Source organism: Lunatimonas sp. (genome assembly GCF_020832325.1).
GTDB lineage: Bacteria > Bacteroidota > Bacteroidia > Cytophagales > Cyclobacteriaceae > Lunatimonas.
The window spans coordinates 1-18,940 of record NZ_JAFIEU010000026.1 but is presented as its reverse complement, the minus strand read 5'-3'; the positions used below and the strand labels follow the sequence as shown (position 1 = coordinate 18,940).

General features: G+C 47.2%; 16 protein-coding genes. 9 read left to right on the top strand and 7 right to left on the bottom strand.

The window, feature by feature from the left end; all coding sequences use genetic code 11:
- Nucleotides 1-150 precede the first annotated feature (150 nt).
- The 3 genes from JJU34_RS09760 to JJU34_RS09750 all read left to right on the top strand — a co-directional run bounded on the left by JJU34_RS09760 (nucleotide 151) and on the right by JJU34_RS09750 (nucleotide 3,865).
- Complete coding sequence (locus JJU34_RS09760; RefSeq protein ID WP_228692170.1) at nucleotides 151-576, top strand: nucleoside-diphosphate kinase; 426 nt, start codon at nucleotides 151-153, stop codon at nucleotides 574-576.
- A gap of 176 nt (nucleotides 577-752) precedes the next feature.
- On the top strand, nucleotides 753-2,441 hold the full coding sequence (locus JJU34_RS09755) for a DUF885 family protein (protein WP_228692169.1): 1,689 nt from the start codon (nucleotides 753-755) through the stop codon (nucleotides 2,439-2,441).
- Between the two features lie 41 nt (nucleotides 2,442-2,482).
- On the top strand, nucleotides 2,483-3,865 hold the full coding sequence (locus tag JJU34_RS09750; protein ID WP_228692168.1) for a glycoside hydrolase family 140 protein: 1,383 nt from the start codon (nucleotides 2,483-2,485) through the stop codon (nucleotides 3,863-3,865).
- Between the two features lie 80 nt (nucleotides 3,866-3,945).
- On the opposite strand, the gene JJU34_RS09745 is transcribed toward JJU34_RS09750, so the two are convergent.
- The 7 genes from JJU34_RS09745 to JJU34_RS09715 all read right to left on the bottom strand — a co-directional run bounded on the left by JJU34_RS09745 (nucleotide 3,946) and on the right by JJU34_RS09715 (nucleotide 9,827).
- On the bottom strand, nucleotides 3,946-4,179 hold the full coding sequence (locus tag JJU34_RS09745; protein WP_228692167.1) for a Kazal-type serine protease inhibitor family protein: 234 nt from the start codon (nucleotides 4,177-4,179) through the stop codon (nucleotides 3,946-3,948).
- Nucleotides 4,180-4,256: 77 nt separating this feature from the next.
- On the bottom strand, nucleotides 4,257-4,442 hold the full coding sequence (locus JJU34_RS09740; RefSeq protein WP_228692166.1) for a hypothetical protein: 186 nt from the start codon (nucleotides 4,440-4,442) through the stop codon (nucleotides 4,257-4,259).
- Nucleotides 4,439-5,026, bottom strand: coding sequence for an isoprenylcysteine carboxylmethyltransferase family protein (locus tag JJU34_RS09735; RefSeq protein WP_228692165.1), 588 nt, complete (start codon nucleotides 5,024-5,026; stop codon nucleotides 4,439-4,441). The genes JJU34_RS09740 and JJU34_RS09735 overlap by 4 nt, the downstream gene beginning before the upstream one ends.
- Before the next feature lie 59 nt (nucleotides 5,027-5,085).
- A complete protein-coding gene (locus JJU34_RS09730) occupies nucleotides 5,086-5,766 on the bottom strand; it encodes an ATP-binding cassette domain-containing protein (protein WP_228692164.1) in 681 nt (226 codons plus the stop codon).
- Complete coding sequence (gene modB, locus JJU34_RS09725) at nucleotides 5,759-6,436, bottom strand: molybdate ABC transporter permease subunit (protein WP_228692163.1); 678 nt, start codon at nucleotides 6,434-6,436, stop codon at nucleotides 5,759-5,761. Before modB ends, JJU34_RS09730 begins: the two co-directional genes overlap by 8 nt.
- Before the next feature lie 3 nt (nucleotides 6,437-6,439).
- Nucleotides 6,440-7,207, bottom strand: a complete 768-nt coding sequence (gene modA / locus JJU34_RS09720; RefSeq protein ID WP_228692162.1) for a molybdate ABC transporter substrate-binding protein — start codon at nucleotides 7,205-7,207, stop codon at nucleotides 6,440-6,442.
- A 91-nt stretch (nucleotides 7,208-7,298) separates the two neighbouring features.
- Nucleotides 7,299-9,827 carry a zinc-dependent metalloprotease gene (locus tag JJU34_RS09715; RefSeq protein ID WP_228692161.1) on the bottom strand — a complete coding sequence of 843 codons (2,529 nt, stop codon included), beginning with the start codon at nucleotides 9,825-9,827 and terminating at the stop codon, nucleotides 7,299-7,301.
- A gap of 546 nt (nucleotides 9,828-10,373) precedes the next feature.
- Between JJU34_RS09715 and JJU34_RS09710 the strand changes: the two genes are divergently transcribed.
- The 6 genes from JJU34_RS09710 to JJU34_RS09685 all read left to right on the top strand — a co-directional run bounded on the left by JJU34_RS09710 (nucleotide 10,374) and on the right by JJU34_RS09685 (nucleotide 18,939).
- The gene (locus tag JJU34_RS09710) at nucleotides 10,374-11,237 is read left to right on the top strand and encodes an AraC family transcriptional regulator (RefSeq protein ID WP_228692160.1); all 864 of its coding nucleotides are present in this window, start codon (nucleotides 10,374-10,376) and stop codon (nucleotides 11,235-11,237) included.
- Between the two features lie 311 nt (nucleotides 11,238-11,548).
- Entirely contained in the window at nucleotides 11,549-12,109 is a 561-nt protein-coding gene (locus JJU34_RS09705) for a transposase (protein ID WP_228692159.1), read from the top strand.
- Nucleotides 12,110-12,519: 410 nt separating this feature from the next.
- Nucleotides 12,520-13,869 carry a TolC family protein gene (locus tag JJU34_RS09700; protein ID WP_228692158.1) on the top strand — a complete coding sequence of 450 codons (1,350 nt, stop codon included), beginning with the start codon at nucleotides 12,520-12,522 and terminating at the stop codon, nucleotides 13,867-13,869.
- A gap of 1 nt (nucleotide 13,870) precedes the next feature.
- Complete coding sequence (locus JJU34_RS09695; protein WP_228692157.1) at nucleotides 13,871-17,017, top strand: efflux RND transporter permease subunit; 3,147 nt, start codon at nucleotides 13,871-13,873, stop codon at nucleotides 17,015-17,017.
- The gene (locus JJU34_RS09690) at nucleotides 17,004-18,131 is read left to right on the top strand and encodes an efflux RND transporter periplasmic adaptor subunit (protein WP_228692156.1); all 1,128 of its coding nucleotides are present in this window, start codon (nucleotides 17,004-17,006) and stop codon (nucleotides 18,129-18,131) included. The genes JJU34_RS09695 and JJU34_RS09690 overlap by 14 nt, the downstream gene beginning before the upstream one ends.
- Before the next feature lie 385 nt (nucleotides 18,132-18,516).
- Nucleotides 18,517-18,939: a DoxX family protein gene (locus JJU34_RS09685; protein ID WP_228692155.1), complete on the top strand. Its 423-nt coding sequence runs from the start codon at nucleotides 18,517-18,519 to the stop codon at nucleotides 18,937-18,939.
- The last annotated feature ends 1 nt before the right edge of the window (nucleotide 18,940 follow it).

Sequence of the window (18,940 nt, the reverse complement as noted above, 5' to 3'; positions counted from 1 at the left end):
AGAGCGCAAAGTTCTACATAATTTTCCAAAAATCCCAACTACCCCCAGGAGGTGCCCTCAGGGCCATTTAACTACATTTCGGTCAATTTCTTCGGGGTTTGCTATAATTGGGTTAATTTTGTGTCTTTCAAACAACACAAACGAATAAAGATGGCGACAAACAGAACCTTTACCATGATAAAACCCGATGCCTTTGGCGCAGGGAACGCTGGTGCAATTTTAAAAATGATCGAAGACTCCGGATTTAAGCTAGTGGCTATGAAGATTGCCCGGCTAACGCCTGAAGCTGCCGGACAGTTTTATGCGGTGCACAAGGAGCGGCCATTCTTCGGTGACCTGTGCGCCTACATGTCCTCCGGCCCCATCATCGCTGCCATCTTGGAAAAAGACAATGCTGTAGCGGATTTCCGTACCCTGATCGGCGCTACCAACCCTGCAAACGCAGCGGAAGGTACCATCCGTAAGTTATTTGCCAAGTCATTGGAAGAAAATGCAGTACACGGTTCGGACTCGGATGAAAACGCCGCCATAGAAGGTAGCTTCTTTTTTAGCGACCTAGAAAAAGTAGGCGTATAAAAGTGTTTCCCTTTCCGTCAACACGCATAAAAAGCCAGTGATTTTCATTGGCTTTCTTTTTTTGGCTTATTTTAGTACATTCATCAGTCTGTAGACTGTTCCTGAAGGGGCTCACACCGGCCGGCTTTTGGTTCGCTTGATTTTATCGGTGACCAATTCACATCCGTTTTACACCTATGAAAAAACCACTGGGATTACTCGTTCTTTTTCTTTTTATCAGCCTGCCTCTTTTAGCCAATCGGATGTATCCATTGATTATGGCGTACCAGGCGGACCGGGCGGCACTTACGCGCACCTATTCCAATCCGCTTTCTGAGGAGTATTTTCAGCGAATGGAGCGGCTTTACACCGACTGGGAGCGGCGCTTACATGCTTTGCCCTATTCGGAATTTGACGAAAACGAGCAGCTCGATTTTCATCTGCTGAACAATCACTTGGAAAAAACGCGGTATTTTCATGCGCTTGAATACCGGGAGTTTCGTGAGATTCAAGATGTGCTGGAGATTCTGCTCCCACTGGAGCCTTTTTACAAAAGCCGAAGACGAGCTGTACTGCCCCAACCGGACCAGCTTTCCCATACATTTTATCAAGTGGAGAAGGCTATTGCAGTGCAAGTGGAAACCCTTCAAGCCCAGACGCCCTACAGCAGTTGGCAACAAGCCGATTTGGCTGCTCAGGCTGTGGAGGCTTTCCGTAATCGGGTACACGAGGCGTACCGTTTTTATGCAGACTACGATCCCGATTTCTCCTGGTGGATGAAGTCCCCCATGGAAACGCTGGACCAGTCATTCGCTGCATACGTGGACTTTTTGCGGCAGCATTTTGTAAATACCGCGGTAAAGGACGATGGCTCCGGAATCATCGGAAAGCCCATGGGCAAGGAAGCCATTGAAAAGGAGCTCCGGTTTAATTATATTCCCTATTCGGTAGAGGAGCTGATACGTATTGGGGAAGCCCAGTATGCTTGGTGTGAGGCCGAAATGATACAGGCCTCCACCGAGTTGGGTTTTGGCAAGGATTGGAAATCGGCGCTTGAGATGGTAAAAGATACCTACGTACCCCCGGGTAAGTGGCCCGAGATGGTGGTGGAACTGGCTGACGAGGCCACCCGGTTTGTAGAAGAGCGGGACCTGATCACCGTGCCGGAGTTGGCGAAGGAAACTTGGAGGACGACCATGATGACGGCCGAAGCACAACGGGTGAATCCCTTTTTCCTGGGTGGGGAGTCCATCATCATTTCGTACCCCACTTCGGAAATGACCCACGAAGAAAAAATGATGAGTATGCGGGGCAATAACCCACACTTTTCCCGATCTACGGTTCATCATGAGTTGATCCCTGGCCACCACCTGCAGCAGTTTATGAATCAACGGCATTTTCCTCACCGAAGATTGTTCAACAATCCGTTTTGGGTAGAGGGCTGGGCACTTTATTGGGAGTTTAATCTGTGGGACAAGGGTTTTCCCCGGAATGCCGAGGACAAGGTGGGCATGCTTTTTTGGCGCATGCACCGGGCCGCTCGGATCATCTTTTCTCTCAACTACCACCTGAATCAGTGGACTCCACAGCAATGCATCGACTTTTTGGTGGATAGGGTAGGGCACGAGCGGAAAAACGCAGAGGCAGAGGTACGACGCTCCTTTGAGGGTAGGTACGGCCCACTATACCAGCTGGCCTATATGATCGGGGGACTACAGTTTTATGCACTGAAGGAGGAGGTTATCGCTTCCGGACAGTGGAGTGAAAAGGACTTCCACGACTTCATTATGACCCAAAACTACCTCCCGGTGGAATTGCTTCGGGCCCGGATGAGGGGAGAGGTCCTTCCCAAAGAAATTGAAACCCACTGGCGTTTTATGGACTAGCCGTACACACCCAATTCCAAAAACCTGAAAAAATCTATCCCATGAAATCTATTGAGCAATTGCGTTCCGTTTTCTTGCTGACCTTCTTTGCGGTTGTTTCTACCCACACCCTGTACGGGCAGTTGCCACGTCTCAAGGTGTCGGACAATCAGCGCTTTTTGGTAACCGAGCAGGGTGATCCTTTCTTCTGGCTGGCGGATACGGCGTGGGAACTCTTTCACAGATGCGATCGGGAGGAAGTTCTTTACTACCTGGACAAGCGTGCTTCCCAAGGATTTAACGTAGTGCAAGCGGTGGCATTGGCCGAAATCGACGGACTTAGGGATCCCAATACTTACGGGCATATACCGTTGGAAAACCTGGATCCGACAAAACCTGTAGAGGCCTATTTTGAGCATGTAGACTTTGCCATACAAGAAGCCGCCAAAAGGGGGATATACATAGCGCTACTGCCGACATGGGGCGACAAAGTATTCAAAAGTTCCTGGGGAGAGGGCCCGGAGGTTTTCACCATTGAAAATGCCTATATATTTGGAAAATGGATAGGCACTCGCTACCGGGAGTACACCAACATCATCTGGGTGATCGGTGGGGACCGTAATCCGAGGCAAAACACTAGAGACGTAGAAATATGGAATCAATTGGCCCTAGGGGTGGTCGAAGGAGTGGGGGGGAATGACCGTGCCCTGATGACCTTTCATCCCCAACCCGCCAAGCCCGGAGGTTCCAGCAACTGGTTTCACGAAGCAGAGTGGCTGGATTTCAATATGCACCAAACGGGGCATTGCCCCAACCAAGCCACTTATCGAATAATTTCCCATGATTACGGATTAACGCCAGCTAAGCCCACGATCGACGGAGAGCCACTATACGAAGATCACCCCAATTGCTTTAATGCTAAAGAGTTGGGTTATAGCATTCCCGAGGATATACGCAGAATCATGTATTGGAATGTCTTTGCAGGTGCCTTTGGACAAACCTATGGATGCCATGCGGTGTGGCAGATGTATACGCCGGAACGAAAGCCTATCAATGCCCCCTTACGTCCATGGAAAGTAGCCTTGGATCTACCCATAGCCCATCAGGTGCAGCATCTCAAAAGCCTGCTCCTTTCCCGGCCCTTTCTCAGCCGCGTGCCCGCTCAGGAGCTCGTAACAAGCGATCAGGGGGACGATAAAACGTTTGTGGCAGCGACGAAGGACGTGAACGGCAGCTACGCCATGTTTTATTTTCCAAGCGGGAAGCCGGTGAGGGTGGATTTGTCTTCGTTAGCTTCTGGAGCGTTGACGCTGACTTGGTTTGACCCGCGCACCGGCAATACCTATTCGGAGGGAACGATCAGCCGAGATGCCAACCCACGTCTGGTTCCGCCTACTGCCGGGGCCATAGGACACGACTGGGTGGCCATCGTAGATGCGAAGTAAAAAATCCACCCGGAAGCTTAGAATTAAACACGTAGAAGTAGCTTCCGGGTGGTAAACACAAAAAAACCACTACCTTTTCGTTACGTACACTCTCCCTCAATCCAGTTTTTCAAGCCCGCATGTGCCGCCTCACAATCGTTGCCGTAGGTTTTTCCATCACAGCCGCACACCGGATCATAGTTTTGGTAACAAGCCGAATCAGTGGCCAATGGAGAAGTTTCCACACAGTCATTTGACGCCTCTACCAACATTTGGTCTTCGCACTGCATTCCCGAAAGAAGGACCAACACGTATGCTAAAATGACTTTCTTCATGAAATACAGCCTTTCCATTGGTTTTGACTCCTAGACGAAGGTGCCGGTAAAAACGCTACAAGAAGGGGCTGTTTTTTTTACTTTTTTTTCTGGAAGGCAAACCAAAAATAGGCGGGAAAGATCAGTGCCCGCAGTCGCCACCGATTCTTTTCGTGAAAACTCAGGGAGGGATGTGCGTTTATTCTTTTGTACATAATCGAAGCCAGCACCAGATGGGCTATAATTGCCAGAAAAAGTAGGGAATAGACGATCAGTTCAGTCATGGCTTTTTCGTAGGGAATAGGGCGGGTACTTGCCGCTGATACTCGCGGTAGCTGGTCCCGTAAATTTCGAGTAGTTTTTTCTCTTCATAGTGTATGCCAAAGGGCAAATAGGAAAACAAAGCCATCAGGTGAACCAGCGAACTCCAAGTAGGCAAATATAAAAAATAGCCCAAAAAGATCAGTATCAATCCGGCATATAGGGGATGCCTCATCCATCGGTATAGGCCATCCACCTTTAAGGTGTCGTGATTGGCGAGGTCGTCCGAGGGAGTCAATCCCACAAAACGGGAAACAGACATGCCTTTCAGGGCCTTGACTGCAAGGATGGTACCGAAAGTAGCCAGCATATAGCCCAGATAGGTGCTACTGGGGGAAATGGCCCATAAATAGACCGGTGGAATACTCCCGGCATACAGCATAATGATGAAAAGAAGAAATACCGACAGCCCGGAATATAGCAAGCGGTACCAACGATAGGCGGTCCCCATGCGGGATTTAATGGTACGTTTTACAGTCAATTTGGCCAAGTAGGTATGGCTGGCGTAAAATACTCCCCAACCCACGAACAGCAGCAGATAGGACATAGCTTCCGGTTTGAGCACGAAGTTGCACAAATAAGCCTAGATAAAAAAGTCGTCGGCCCCTATTCCATGCTGGCGAAAAATTCAACTGGGTTGCCGTCGTAGCCGATTTTTCCTTGTTCCAACACCAGCAGTCGCTTGGTCATTTTTTTGATTTCTGCGGCATCGTGGCTTACTAGGATCGTTGTTAGTTCGAAGTCGGTATGGAATTTAAGCATGTATTGCTGTAGGTTCTTTCGCATTTGCATATCGAGGGCCGAGAGAGGTTCATCTAATAGCAGCAGTGCGGGTCGCCGAATCATGGCCCTGGCCAAAGCTACCCGCTGTTTTTGGCCTCCGGAAAGGATTCCCGGTTTCTGATTGGCAAGTTCCTGCATGCCTATGGAATCGAGCAGGGTGTTTACCAAGTCCCGATCTCTGCGATGATCCAGGGCAAACTCCAGATTTTCGCGTACGGTCATATTCGGAAAGAGGGAATATTCCTGAAATACCATGCCGATATGTCGGTGTCTGGGGGCAAGGTGAAGGGATGATTGAGAATCGTACCAGGTTTCCCCATTCACCTGCACAAACCCAGAATCGGGTAGCAGCAATCCGGCCAGCATACGCAGAATGCTGGATTTGCCGGCACCGGATGGGCCATATATGCCTACAAAATCCCCTTTATCCAACTGTATATCCAGATGCAAGGGAATAGGGCCTGAAGCGCCCTTTAATTTTTTATGTAGGACAATGTCAATCATGGGTCAGCAGTAAGTTCTTTTGACGATTAACATAGTACGTGATGGCCAGCACCAAAAACGAAAAACCCACCAGCAGCAGGCTATATTGGTTGGCCTGTGCGTAGTTCATGGCCTCTACTTCGTTGTAGATGGCTACCGACACGACCCGGGTTTCGCCCGGAATATTTCCACCCACCATCAATATCACACCAAACTCTCCCACGGTATGGGCAAAGGTAAGAACGGACCCTGTGAGAAATGCATTTTTCATGTTGGGGATCAATACCCTGCGCAGGATGGTCCAGTGACTTTTTCCCAGTGTGTGGGCTGCGTCCAACCAAGCCCTCGGTACGGAGGCAAAGCCCGATTTGAGGGGCTGCACCATAAAGGGTAGGCTGTAAATCACCGAAGCTACTACGAGTCCGGGAAAGGTGAACACCAAGCGGATATCGAAATACGTATCCAACAATCGGCCGATCGTATTTTCGGGACTTAGCAAGAGTAACAGGTAAAAACCCAACACCGTGGGAGGGAGTACCAAGGGCAGGCTTACGATGGCCTCGGCGATAAACTTCACCCGATACCTACTAAATGCCAGCCAATACGCCAAGGGTATGCCAACGATCAGCAAAAGCAGCGTAGTGAGCAATGCCAATTTGAATGTGAGGAAAAAGGGGGCTGTCTCCAACATAGGCTACAGGGGCTTGGAAAATCCAAAATGCTGAAAAACGCTCCCTGCTTGGTCTCCTTTCAGGTAGTCAAAAAATTGGTTGACGGAGTCCTTTTCTTTTCCGTAACTGGTGACGACTCCCGCTTGGATTAGGGGTTGATGACTCTCTTCCGGTATCAGGTAATACTGGGGCTGCAGCTGCATCATGGTGGGTGATTTGGCCAAAGAAAGCGCGATGATACCCACATCCGCCGCCCCACTGGAAACAAACTGGGCCGCTTGGGAAATATTTTCTCCGTATACCAGCTTGGAGGACAGCATTTCATACATTCCATAGTGTTGCAACGCCTGCACGGCCTTTTCGCCATAGGGTGCATGTCGCGGATTGGCGATGGCTACCTTCTTGATCGTAGTGGCCTTTAGGGCATCCAATCCTACTGCGTCTGTCCGGACACGTCTGCTCCATAGTACCAGTCTACCCACAGCATACACATAGGGTTGCCCTACGGCATGCCCTGTGTTCACCAGTTTTTGTGGATAGGTGATATCGGCCGATAAAAAAATATCAAAGGGTGCTCCATTGGAGATCTGTTCGAATAGTTTACCGGAAGATCCATAGATGGGATCTATCCGTACACCCGGTACAGAAAAGGTGGAAATGACCGAATCCAATGCAAACTTCAGGTCAGAAGCGGCTGCTACACGTATGGAGGTTGTACGCTGCGCGAAAAGCGGCATCGCCAGCAGCACCAAAAGCCCAAACGTAAGAAGCGGTCTCTGCATACATTCCATAGGAAAAAGGCTTGGAAGGAGAAAGAGGACCGTTGAGCTCTTACTAGTCCTGATTCCACTCCAAGCCTTGTGTTTATTAGTCTAAAGTTAGCTATTTTTTATCTGCGTCCAAAATCTCCCGGATTCTCGCCTGAACATCTTCCAGGTGTAGTTTGGAGATACGCTGGGAGGTGCGGGGCACCGCGGCCGCCACTTGTTGCTGCAAAGCGCTCAGTTCACCCCTAGCCGCAGCCCGGATATCTGATTGAGAGGCATTGATCGAAACGCCCAGTCTGGCTCGCAGTGCAGGAGGAATCGCAGGGGCATTCTCCCGAAGCAAATAGCCCAGCCGTTCCACATGTGCCCGCTGAAGCGCTCTTCGGTGCACATCGATTGGCCTGCCATTTGGCAATTCAGACCATACTCCTTTACGGATGTCTTCCATCAGTTCCAGCAGCCCATAGGCGTTGGATCCGTTCAGCGACTCGTTTTCGATCACCCGGCCTAATCTGCCCCATTCCAGCAGGCCATTGAGCGTGCCTACTTGCACATTGCGGATACTCTCTAAGTAGCCAAAGTCCTGTGTCCGACTGACAATCTCTGCATCCACCAGCCAAGTCGGGGACTGAAAGAGATGCTCGCTGAGAAATTTAACGGCCTCTTTTTGGGTAGCTTTGTCTACATGCGTGTAGACAGGCTCACCCTGCCCGGCCGATTTGTAATTTTCATAGACCCCTCCCACGTTGGTTCTGACATGTCCCATGTATCGGTTAAACTGGGTGACTACCTGTCCATAAAACTCATCAAGGTCGTCGTAGGTTTTAAATGGTTTGTCGGGTTCCGCAGACCATTCCATGAGGTTGGGTACGATACGTTGCAGATTTTTGATGCCGTAGGTGGAAGCTTTCATGGCATTATCGCCTAGGTCTTCACTTTGTGTGCTGGGATCGTACGCATTGCCCTGGCGTCCGTAGCGGTAGACTGGGTCTCCTTGTTTTTCCAGTATCCATTGATCCAGCACGGGTTGTTCTTCTTCCGGCGTGCTGGCTTCGAGGATGGGACGGTATCCCCAGGCAATGGAATAGACATCATACGGACCTATGTCCGGCATTAGGCTGACACCCTCATCCTCCGGCTGTGCGATGTAGTTGAAACGGGCATAGTCCATGATGGAGGGTGCCGTGCCGAACTCTTGGGTAAACGTGGCCGAGCGCAGTGAGTCTACGGGATAGGCAAAGGAAGAGGCAAAGTTGTGAGGTAGTCCAAGTGTGTGGCCCACCTCATGGGCAGACACAAAGCGTACCAATCTTCCCATCACCTCATCGCGGAATTTGGGACCACGGGCCTCCGGGTTGATCGCCGCTGTCTGGATAAAAAACCAGTTGCGCAGCAAGTTCATCACGTTGTGGTACCAACCGATGTCCGATTCGAGGATCTCCCCGGACCGTGGATCCGACACATGGGGGCCGTAGGCATTTTGTATGTCCGATGCAAAGTAGCGGATCACCGAATACCGGGCATCTTCCGGGCTCCAATCGGGGTCTTCCTCCGGAGAGGGGGCGTCTTTGGCAGTGATGGCGTTTTTAAAGCCCGCTGCTTCAAAGGCTTTGTTCCAGTCCTCTACCCCTTGTTTTAGGTAGGGTACCCATTTTTCCGGCGTGGCGGGGTCAATATAGTATACAATTTGCTTTTTGGGCTCTACCAGTTCGCCGCGTTTGAACTTCTCGATGTCTTCCTCTTTCACTTCCAGTCTCCAGCGGTCGAGGTAAGTGCGTTTGGTGGCTTTCTGTTCGTCCAGTCCGTAGTCTGTGACGGTGGTGTTGAACCAGCCTACCCGTCGGTCTGCCAGACGCTGCCTCATGGGTTCTTTGGGCAGCAGCACCATGGAACTGTTCATTTCTACGGTAATCAGTCCAGTGGATGAATTGGAGGGCGGTTCGGTAGCTGCATAAGTCATCACATACCGGGCTTCTATGTTGATGGGAAAGGACTTGACACTTTCGATGTAGGAGCGCTCGTTATCCAATCGGCTAACTTTGTACTGCGTTCGCCTGAACCTCGGCAGGCCGAGTGGTTGTATGTCTTTGGTGAACAGGTCGGTGACTTCGATTACCAGCGTGCCGGCACGTTCGTTGGCAGCTTTGATGTCAAATTTATTCAGGATGGGCTCTAAGTTGGAGCTGCGAACCGCTTGGAAAATCGGCAGCGAATCCGCAGCGGTGTTGCTGTAGGAAACCACTTTCAATAAGATATTGTCACCTTGGCGATCCCAGCGTAGCATTTGGGTGTTCGTACGTTCTCCGCCATACCCAATACCGTCGGCTGTCTTGGCGATGGTGGTTACCATCAACATTTCCCTGCCCAGTAAGGTGTCTGGTATTTCGTAAAAGTACTTGCCTTTGATTTCGTGCACCTTAAACAGTCCATCCCGGGAGTTAGCGTCTTTGGTGATGACCTGACTGTAGGGTTTGAAAGGACCTTTGGTGTCGGTGGTATCCTTTTTAGGCGCTTCTACCGTGGGCTGTTCCTTTTTCAGCCAATTTCTTCTCATTCGCTGCGCCAATGCATCTGCCGACACCATGCTTATGCCTAGTAACAAAACAATGGTAAATCTCAAATAGGTACTAACGTTACGCTTCATGCACATGATTTTTTTATTTCAACCCAAAATAACGGTAAAATTTCCAATAGTTCCGGTTTTGAGGGGTAATTTTCCTTTTGTTGAGGGGTGACTTTTGGATTTGTTTCCTATAAAGACAGTTTTCAAAACCTGACAGGTCTTCATGGTCTATCCATGAATTGCTGGGTCAAAAAATTCTAAATTGGCCATTTTACTGCTTGTATTTATATTCTATTTCTGTGGAAATCATCTGCCAGCATAACGATATCTTCAACTGTCACCTCGGTTTCCTCATTTTTTCCACCGTATTGAACACCAACACTTTCCTGTAGATTGGGAAGGGCATGTTTTCAAGATTGATTTTCAGCTTGAATGGAATTGGGTGAAGGGGGATAATCTTTGTCATCTTATTTTCTAAAACCTCTTTTGACTTGATTGAAAAATAAAGTCAAGGAAAGTTTATAGATATCTGTTTCAATACAAAAACCCAAAAAGCCATAAAGGAATTGACTTACCAATAGGAAATTCATCACCTCCACTCGCCATTACTCAAACTGCTGGTTTTGAATGCCGAGGAAAATACACAATTTGCATATCAAGATGATCCCCGCCACTCCCATATCTACCAAAAACAAACTTGAATCTCAGGAGCTTTTCAAAATCTCCCGATTCAAGCCTTTGATCAAAAAGACAAAACCCCATAAACACGAGGGGTATTTTGAGTTGATCTTTATTGCTGAAGGTGAAGGATTTCATTGGATAGAGACAGAAAGTTACCAGGTTCAAACGCCTGATTTTTATTTTCTAAAGCCGGGCCAATTACATTTTTGGCAATTTACCGCCATACCCAAAGGCTACGTGATGATGTTCAAAGAAGAGTTTATTGATGCCGTCAAGGAGGTCAAAATTCTACAACAAATACAACAATTGGGTGACCTTACCAGAATCCCAATGTGGAAGGATCCCATGGTGGAACATATATTTGAGGATATCCTTAGGGTATTCAAAGAAGATACTCGAAATGCTGACGATGTGATCAAAGGATACCTCAGGGTGCTTTTTGCAAAAATATCGGAGCACTCTACCGACAAACCTTCTCTTGTCGAAAATCCACTCTGCGACCGCTTTTTGAGTTTGTTGTCTCAGCAAAGTCCCATCCTCCACAAAGTTACCGATTATGCTACCTTATTACAGACCTCTCCCCAAAATCTCAATCAGTCCTGCAAAAAGAAAACAGGCAAAACCGCTTCAGAGCATATCAGCGCCCAACTGATCCTGGAAGCAAAAAGAAACATCCTCCACACCGAGCAAAACATCAACCAAATCGCAGATTTCCTACAATTCAACGACGCTTCCTACTTCGTCAAGTTTTTTAAAAAGCATACCGGAGAAACTCCCCATCAGTTTAGGGGGAGGTATTTGGGGGAGTAGAGACCTTTGAGGTTTTCAAAACCTCGAAGGTCTTATTCTTAAACTAGCTTTCAATCTTGAAATCAATTCGTTTACCAAGGATTAAACCTTCGAGGTCAAAAAAAGACCTCAAAGGTTATCGGCCACCTGACCTTTGGGGTTTTCAAATACCCCGAAGGTCTTGTTGTAGGAATCAGCATACGATTAATTGCTTTACATAAAAAACCTTCGAGGTCTGGAAAAAGACCTCAAAGGTTATCGACCACCTGACAGAAGGTCTTTTAGTTTTGATAGGTTTTCTATAAATTGCTGTCAATTAAACTTTTATCAACATGGCAGATATTTTTGAACCTCAAGGAATTTACCACGTCTACAACAGGGCTATTGGAGATGAAAAGTTATTCAAATCAAATGATAACTTTCTTTACTTTTTAGAGAAATTCAACTTTTATTTGGGAGACAAGGTTGAAACATTAGCATATTGTCTAATCCCAAACCACTATCATTTTTTAATAAAAGTCAATTCTGACATCTCTGATGATCACCTTGTAAAAGCCTTTTCAGATTTCCAAAATTCTTACTCGAAGAGCTACAATAAGGTTTTTTCTAGAAACGGCTCACTCGTTCAAAGAAAGTTCAAGCGAAAGAAAATTAAGTCCGAAGAATACCTCACCAGAATAGTCATTTACATCCATCAAAACCCTGTTAAACACCAATTGACCAAAAGACCTTTTGATTGGAAGTATTCTTCTTTTCAAGCCTATCTCTCCGAAAAGCCCTCGAAAGTAAGCAGGAAACTGGTCTTAGAATGGTTTGGAGGATTAGAGGGGTTTAAGACTGCACATCAGGAGAATGTGGAAAACTTTACACCTGAGGATTTTCTGTTTGAGTAGCTTTTTTTTTGAAAACCTTCGAGGTCAGAAAAAGACTTCAAAGGTTAGCCGCACCTGACCTTTGGGGTTTTCTAGACCCCGAAGGTCTTTGACTAAGGTATTATCGTTTTCAAAAAAAGACATCCTTACTTAGAAAACCTTCGAGGTCTGGAAAAAGACCTCAAAGGTTAGCCGCACCTGACCTTTGGGGTTTTCAAGAACCCCGAAGGTCTTTTTTTAAACTAGCTTTCAATCTTGAAATCAATTCGTTTTTCAAGAATTAAACCTTCTAGGTCAAAAAAAGACCTCAAAGGTTTGCCCCCCACTTTCATATTTACCATTTTCCCCACCATTTTTACCACGATCCCTGTATATACATGGGTTATTTTTGTAGCTGGTGAATTATGATTTAGCCTTTCATCCATCAACCTATGTATACAAAAACCGCAACAGGCTGCCTAATGCTGCTGCTCGTGTATCAGACACATGCACAAAGCCAGCTGAGGGAGCTACTTGAAATCAGTACAGCAAACTACCCCGAACTCCTAGCCAAACGTCTGGAAACAGAAGCCGCACAGAGTCAAGTCCGATACGAACGCTCAGACTTCCTTCCCAGTCTCGATGGCTCTTACCAAATGGTCTATTCGACCAACAACAACATCACAGGTATGTTTTTCCCCGGCCAAATACTTCCTATCTCAGGACCTCCTGTAGCAGAGAATACCATGGATTTCACCTATGGGTCAGCCACCTCCCTATTGATGAACTGGAGTCCCTTTACTTTTGGCAAAAGATCCAGCAAAATCCAATCTGCTAAATTCGGACAGGAGCTTGCCCAAAATCAGGAATCCCTGGCCATTTTGGAACATCAGGTACGATTTATCGAAGCCTACCTCAATTATTGGGCAGCAGCTTCCATGGCCATAGCTGCTGAGAAAAATAGGGATCGCTACCAAACCAATCTAGAGCTATCCAAAACTTTGGTGGATAACGGACTGAGGCCGGGAGTGGACTCGGCACAGTTTCGCTCTCTATTTGTCCGTTCCAAAATCGACTACTTACAGGCTCAAAAATCCGCTGAATCCTTTATGGCAAGGGTAAGAGAACTTTTGGGTGAAGACCAAAAAGAAATAGGTATAGATCCCAATCTCCAGAGGCAATTTACACCCCAGGTGGAAGAACCCATGGACAACCATCCGCTTTTGCAAAGCTCTCGCAGTAGAACACTAATGGCAGCAGCCAAAAAAACAGAACTCAACCGATCCTTATTACCTGATCTCAATTTCTGGGGTACAGCCTTTGCAAGGGGATCGGCCATTCTCTTCGAGGGAGGATTCAATGACCCTACTGATGGACTTTCTTTTTCCCGCTATAATTACGGGGTAGGATTTCAGGTTGCCGTTCCAATTTTGCAATTCGCCCGAACCTCCAAATTGGTGCAAAGACAAAATTCCCTGATTTCGGCATCAGAGGCCTATGAAATGCAAGTCGAAAGGGCTTTGGATAAAGACCGAACTGTCGCCAAAGTGACTTTGGAAAAGGCCTTGGAGTCTGCCGCATTGGCACCGGAATATGTGCAGGCTGCGGAATACAGTTATCAGGCACTTCAGGCCAGGTATGATGCCGGCTTAATCAACCTGAACGAATTGGTACAGGGACAGGCTGACTTGGCCAAAGCAGAAGCCGAAAGCATTAAGGTCATGGCCGAAATGTGGAAAGCCCTGCTGTACTATGCGGCAGTGAGTGGCGATATGGATGTTTTCTTACAAAACTTAAATTGATATGGATCTGATAAAATTATCCTTACGCAAACCCATATCGGTCATGGTGGTGATTTTAGCGATTGGATTTTTCTCCTTTCTCACCATCCGCAGCATGCCCATCGACATTTTTCCAAAAGTCGGTGTGCCTACCATCTATGTTGCCCAACCTTATGGAGGACTTTCACCTGAGCAGATGGAAGGTTACCTCAGCTCGGTATATGAACAGCATTTTATCTATATCACGGGCATTTCCTCCATGGAATCCCGCTCGGTACAGGGGATGTCCCTGATCAAACTGCAATTTCACGAGGGTACCGACATGGCAGAATCCATGGCTCAAGTGGTAGCACAGGTGAATCGGGCAGGAGGAAAAATGCCTCCAGGAACCATAGCCCCATTTGTGGTCCGCTATGATGCGGGAAATGTGCCTGTAGGACAGTTGGTATTCAGTTCCGACAGCAGAAGCCTTTCTGAAATTCAGGATTTGGCCGTAAACCGGGTTCGTCCCATGTTTTCTTCTTTGCCCGGGGTATCCTCTCCTCCCCCTGTTGGGGGTAACCAAAAGAGTATTGTCGTGGACATTGATCCCGAAAAATTGCGCAGCTACCGCCTGTCAACCGAAGATGTGGTAGAAGCCATTGCCAACGGCAACAAGTTGGTACCTTCAGGAAGTATCCGGATTGATGATACCGAATACTTGGTCAGGCCCAATACCGTAGTGGAAAATTTCAAGGAATTGGAAAATATCCCACTTCAAAATACAAGAGGTGCAACAGTATATTTGAAAGACTTGGCTGAGGTCAAGAGCAGTGCCGATATTGCTACAGGCTATGCATTGGTCGATGGACAGCGTTCTGTGTACATTTCCGTCAATAAAAGGTCAGACGCCTCCACTTGGACAGTAGTAAAAAACATCAAAAATGCCCTTCCTGCCATGCGGGATGCCGTACCCGAAGACATCAAGGTGGAATATGCCTTTGACCAATCGGGCTATGTGATCAAATCTCTGAGAAATATCCTGACGGAAGGTCTGATCGCATCGGTACTTACCGGATTGATGGTATTGGTTTTCTTGGGCGATTGGCGAAGCAGTCTCGTGGTGGTGATGACCATCCCTTTGGCGCTCTTGACCTCAGTGGTCTTCCTCAACCTTGCAGGACAAACGCTCAATATCATGACTTTGGTGGGCTTGGCTTTGTCTATCGGGGTCTTGGTGGATGAAGCTACGGTGACCATAGAAAATATTCACCGCCATTTAGAGATGGGCAAAAGTCTGCCCAAAGCCATCATTGATGGTACCCGGGAAATCGTCATTCCAAAATTGCTGATCGTTTTCAGTATTCTAGCTGTTTTTGTGCCCTCTTTCTTTATGTCGGGGGTCCCTAGATCTATGTTTATGCCACTATCTTTGGCAGTAGGATTTGCCATGATAGCCTCTTTTGTGCTTTCCCAGACTTTTGTCCCGGTAGTATCCAATTGGCTTTTGGATAAAAAATCATTGGATAAACAGGCTGAAAAGCAAAAAGGAGGCAGGTTTGACCAAATCCAGAAAAGGTATCAAAGTACTTTGGACCGATTGCTGGTGCATAGCAAAATGACCGTCATATTTTATTTTTTATTGTCTCTGCTTTCAGTAGCAGGGCTATACCTTTTGATCGGTACGGAGATTTTTCCACAGGTAGATGCAGGACAGCTTCAGGTTAGGATCAATGCCAAGGAAGGTACAAGGATCGAACAAACTGAGCGGCTGACCCAACGTTTTTTCAAGGAGCTGGAAGGGTTGACAGGAAAAGAAAACATCGAAATCAGTTCTGGATATGTAGGGACCATCCCTTCGGCATATCCGGCCTCTACCACCTCCATTTGGAATTCAGGTCCGCAACAGGCTATTCTTACGGTAAAGCTGAAAGAAGGCAGCGGCATCAAAGTATCCCAACTTAAAGAAGATATCCGGCAAATGGTTTCGGAAAAACTCCCGGAATTGCGCATCAGCTTTGAACCTGCGGATATCGTGGATCAAGTGATGTCTATGGGGGCGAATAATCCATTGGAAGTAGCTGTGACAGGGAAAGACATGAAAGAAACCCGGGCTTTTGCAGAGAAAATCATGTCCAACCTGAAGCAGATCAATTACCTCAGGGATGTTCAGATCGCCCAACCCTTGGACTACCCCACTTTAGATGTGAACATTGACCGCATTCAAGCTGGACAACTTGGGCTCACTGCAGATGATGTAGGCAGGTCCATGATTTCAGCGACCAATTCCAGCCGATTTACCCGACCTGTTTATTGGTTGGATAAAGCCTCCGGAAATGCCTATCAGGTACAGGTGGAAATCCCCCAATACACCATGAATTCCCAACAAGCTTTGGAAAATATTTACCTGCCACGTGTGGGAGAAAGCAATAATCGCCTCGGTGATGTGGCCAGTATCAGCCCAAGCCTGTCACAAGGGGAGGTAGTTCGACTCAATCAGCAGCGGATGGTTTCCGTCACCGCCAACCTCCATGACAAAACCATAGGTTCAGCCAGAGCAGATATCAATAAAGCCATAGCTGCTGCCGGGGAAAAACCCAGAGGACTCAATGTGATTGTAAGAGGTCAGTTGGAGTTCCTGTCTGAAACACTTTCCGAATTGCAGACAGGATTGATCATCGCTGTTTTTGTCATCTTCTTAATGTTGGCAGTCAACTTTCAGTCCCTCAAAGCTGCACTTTCTACCCTTTCCACGATACCGGCGGTAGCATTGGGCTCACTCTTATTCCTTTTACTATTCGGCGCAACGCTCAATATCCAGTCCTATATGGGATTGATCATGGCATTGGGGGTTTCGGTAGCCAACGCGATTCTTTTTACCACCTTTGCTGAGGAGGAAAGAAAAAAACATGGAGATGCGCTAAAAGCAGCCAAAGCCGCTGGAAAGAGCAGGTTGAGACCGATCTTAATGACCAGTATCTCCATGATTGTAGGCCTGATTCCCTTGGCGATTGGCGGAGATCAAACTGCTCCATTGGGCATTGCGGTGATCGGAGGACTCTTGTTTTCCACTTTTACCACCTTGCTGATTATGCCTTCTGTTTATTCCCGCTTGCTGAAAAATGCGAGTATTGAACCTGTTTCTTTAGATCCTTACGATGAAAATTCTTCCCATTATGAACATGGATAAATATACCTTATTACTCAGTTCCCTCTTTTTGGGAGCACTTCTTTCCTGCAATTCTTCTAAAAATTCAGAAGAATCCGGTCAACAGGAAAAAGTCTATGAAAGCCTTGTTATCCAAGCCAGTGATCTGCAAGGAAGCATCAGCCTTCCAGGAGAGCTCAAGTCCTTCGAGTCAGTAGCCATCTTTCCCAAAATCACAGGTTATGTGCAAAGCGTAAAAGTAGATCGTGGTTCCAAAGTCAAAAAGGGAGAGGTGATTGTGCAGATCGAAGCCCCGGAAATCATGGCTGAATTGGCTGCTGCCAAAGCCAAGGTCTTACAAGCTGAGGGTTTTGCTCAATCTGCGGAATCCAAACTTTCCACTGTCAAGGATCAATTCAACCGAATCCAAAAAACCTCCCAGACCCCTGGGACTGTTTCTGCTTCTGATCTCCTACGCATAGAAAACCAACTTAAAGAGGAAGAATCTAATGCAGCATCGGCCAATTCCGCTCTTGAAGCTGCCAGATACCAATTGCAGGCAGCGCAGCAGATGGCCAACTACCTCACCATACGTGCTCCTTTTGATGGAATTGTGACCGAACGAAATGTGCATACCGGAACATTTGTAAGCCATCAGAGCAGCGAAAAACCCATGCTCCGAATGGAAATGAATGAAGTGCTCCGCTTGGAAATCCCAGTTCCGGAATCATATTCGGGTTTGGATTTTGGTAACGACAGCCTTTCCTTTACCCTGAATTCCCAATCAGGTAAAAGCTACAAAGCCATGGTCAGCCGTCAATCCGGAAGTCTTCAGAATGCCAGCCGAACCGAAATCTTGGAAGCAGATGTCCCCAACAAGGATGGTAACTTGAAAGCCGGAAGTTTTGCCCAAGTGAAGGTAAATTATAAAAAAGAAGGCTCGTTGATGATTCCTAATGCAGCTTTGGTGACCAGCATGGAAGACCGTTTTGTGGTCAAAGTAGTCAATGGAGAAGCCCAAAGGATTTCTGTCAGAAAAGGGATTTCCCAAAACGGTCAGACCGAAATTTTCGGTGACCTTCAACTTGGAGACATTATCCTCAAAAACCCCTCAGAGACTATTCAGACCGGGGATAAGGTGAGATTAGACCCTTGAGGTTTTCAAAACCTCGAGGGTCTTTAGAGTTAAATGAATATAGTTTCTCGCGGTGGGCGCGACGGTTTACGCAACGGTTGCTACGAAAAAAAATTACCCATAAATGATAGCCCACGTTGCGATCACTGCGAAAATCTCTGCGTTCGTTGCGTGAAAAATTAAAAACCTTCGGGGTCCAAAAAAGACCCCAAAGGTTAGCGGCACCTGACCTTTGAGGTTTTTAAAACCTCGAAGGTCTAAAAAAAATGAAAACAATATTTTCTCGCGGCGGGCGCGACGATAATGCGGCGACCACGACGAAGAAAGTAACATAAATTGAAAATACACACCACGTTGCGATCACTGCGAATCTCTCTGCGCCCGTTGCGTGAACCAAAAACACACCATGATCAAAAAAATCTTACAAACAGACGAATCGAAAACTACCATTATCATCCGCCTAATGGTAGGAGCAGTGTTTTTATCAGAAGGTATCCAAAAGTTCCTTTTTCCTGCAATAAGAGGAGCAGGAAGGTTTGAAAAAATAGGGCTGCCCAATCCGGAGTTTTTGGGGAGCTTTGTAGGGGCTTTTGAAATTATTTCTGGTATCCTGATCTTATTGGGATTGGTGACAAGACTGGCCTCTATCCCTACCTTGGTTATCATGTTGGTGGCTATTGCTACCACCAAATCAGAAGTCCTGCAAAATGATGGTTTCTGGGAAATGATGCATGGAAGCCGAACGGATTGGAGTATGCTATTGGGGAGCATTTACCTGATTATCCGAGGGGGAGGAAAGTGGTCGATTGACAGGGGTTTGAAGGTCTAAA

What these genes read in the sequence shown, in the direction of transcription:
- JJU34_RS09735 (WP_228692165.1), bottom strand. Translation starts at nt 5,026, where the DNA reads ATGTCCTATCTGCTGCTGTTCGTGGGTTGGGGAGTATTTTACGCCAGC.
- JJU34_RS09730 (WP_228692164.1), bottom strand. Translation starts at nt 5,766, where the DNA reads ATGATTGACATTGTCCTACATAAAAAATTAAAGGGCGCTTCAGGCCCT.
- JJU34_RS09750 (WP_228692168.1), top strand. Translation starts at nt 2,483, where the DNA reads ATGAAATCTATTGAGCAATTGCGTTCCGTTTTCTTGCTGACCTTCTTT.
- modB (WP_228692163.1), bottom strand. Translation starts at nt 6,436, where the DNA reads ATGTTGGAGACAGCCCCCTTTTTCCTCACATTCAAATTGGCATTGCTC.
- JJU34_RS09755 (WP_228692169.1), top strand. Translation starts at nt 753, where the DNA reads ATGAAAAAACCACTGGGATTACTCGTTCTTTTTCTTTTTATCAGCCTG.
- JJU34_RS09705 (WP_228692159.1), top strand. Translation starts at nt 11,549, where the DNA reads ATGGCAGATATTTTTGAACCTCAAGGAATTTACCACGTCTACAACAGG.
- JJU34_RS09685 (WP_228692155.1), top strand. Translation starts at nt 18,517, where the DNA reads ATGATCAAAAAAATCTTACAAACAGACGAATCGAAAACTACCATTATC.
- modA (WP_228692162.1), bottom strand. Translation starts at nt 7,207, where the DNA reads ATGGAATGTATGCAGAGACCGCTTCTTACGTTTGGGCTTTTGGTGCTG.
- JJU34_RS09700 (WP_228692158.1), top strand. Translation starts at nt 12,520, where the DNA reads ATGTATACAAAAACCGCAACAGGCTGCCTAATGCTGCTGCTCGTGTAT.
- JJU34_RS09690 (WP_228692156.1), top strand. Translation starts at nt 17,004, where the DNA reads ATGAACATGGATAAATATACCTTATTACTCAGTTCCCTCTTTTTGGGA.
- JJU34_RS09715 (WP_228692161.1), bottom strand. Translation starts at nt 9,827, where the DNA reads ATGAAGCGTAACGTTAGTACCTATTTGAGATTTACCATTGTTTTGTTA.
- JJU34_RS09760 (WP_228692170.1), top strand. Translation starts at nt 151, where the DNA reads ATGGCGACAAACAGAACCTTTACCATGATAAAACCCGATGCCTTTGGC.
- JJU34_RS09695 (WP_228692157.1), top strand. Translation starts at nt 13,871, where the DNA reads ATGGATCTGATAAAATTATCCTTACGCAAACCCATATCGGTCATGGTG.
- JJU34_RS09710 (WP_228692160.1), top strand. Translation starts at nt 10,374, where the DNA reads ATGCCGAGGAAAATACACAATTTGCATATCAAGATGATCCCCGCCACT.
- JJU34_RS09740 (WP_228692166.1), bottom strand. Translation starts at nt 4,442, where the DNA reads ATGACTGAACTGATCGTCTATTCCCTACTTTTTCTGGCAATTATAGCC.
- JJU34_RS09745 (WP_228692167.1), bottom strand. Translation starts at nt 4,179, where the DNA reads ATGAAGAAAGTCATTTTAGCATACGTGTTGGTCCTTCTTTCGGGAATG.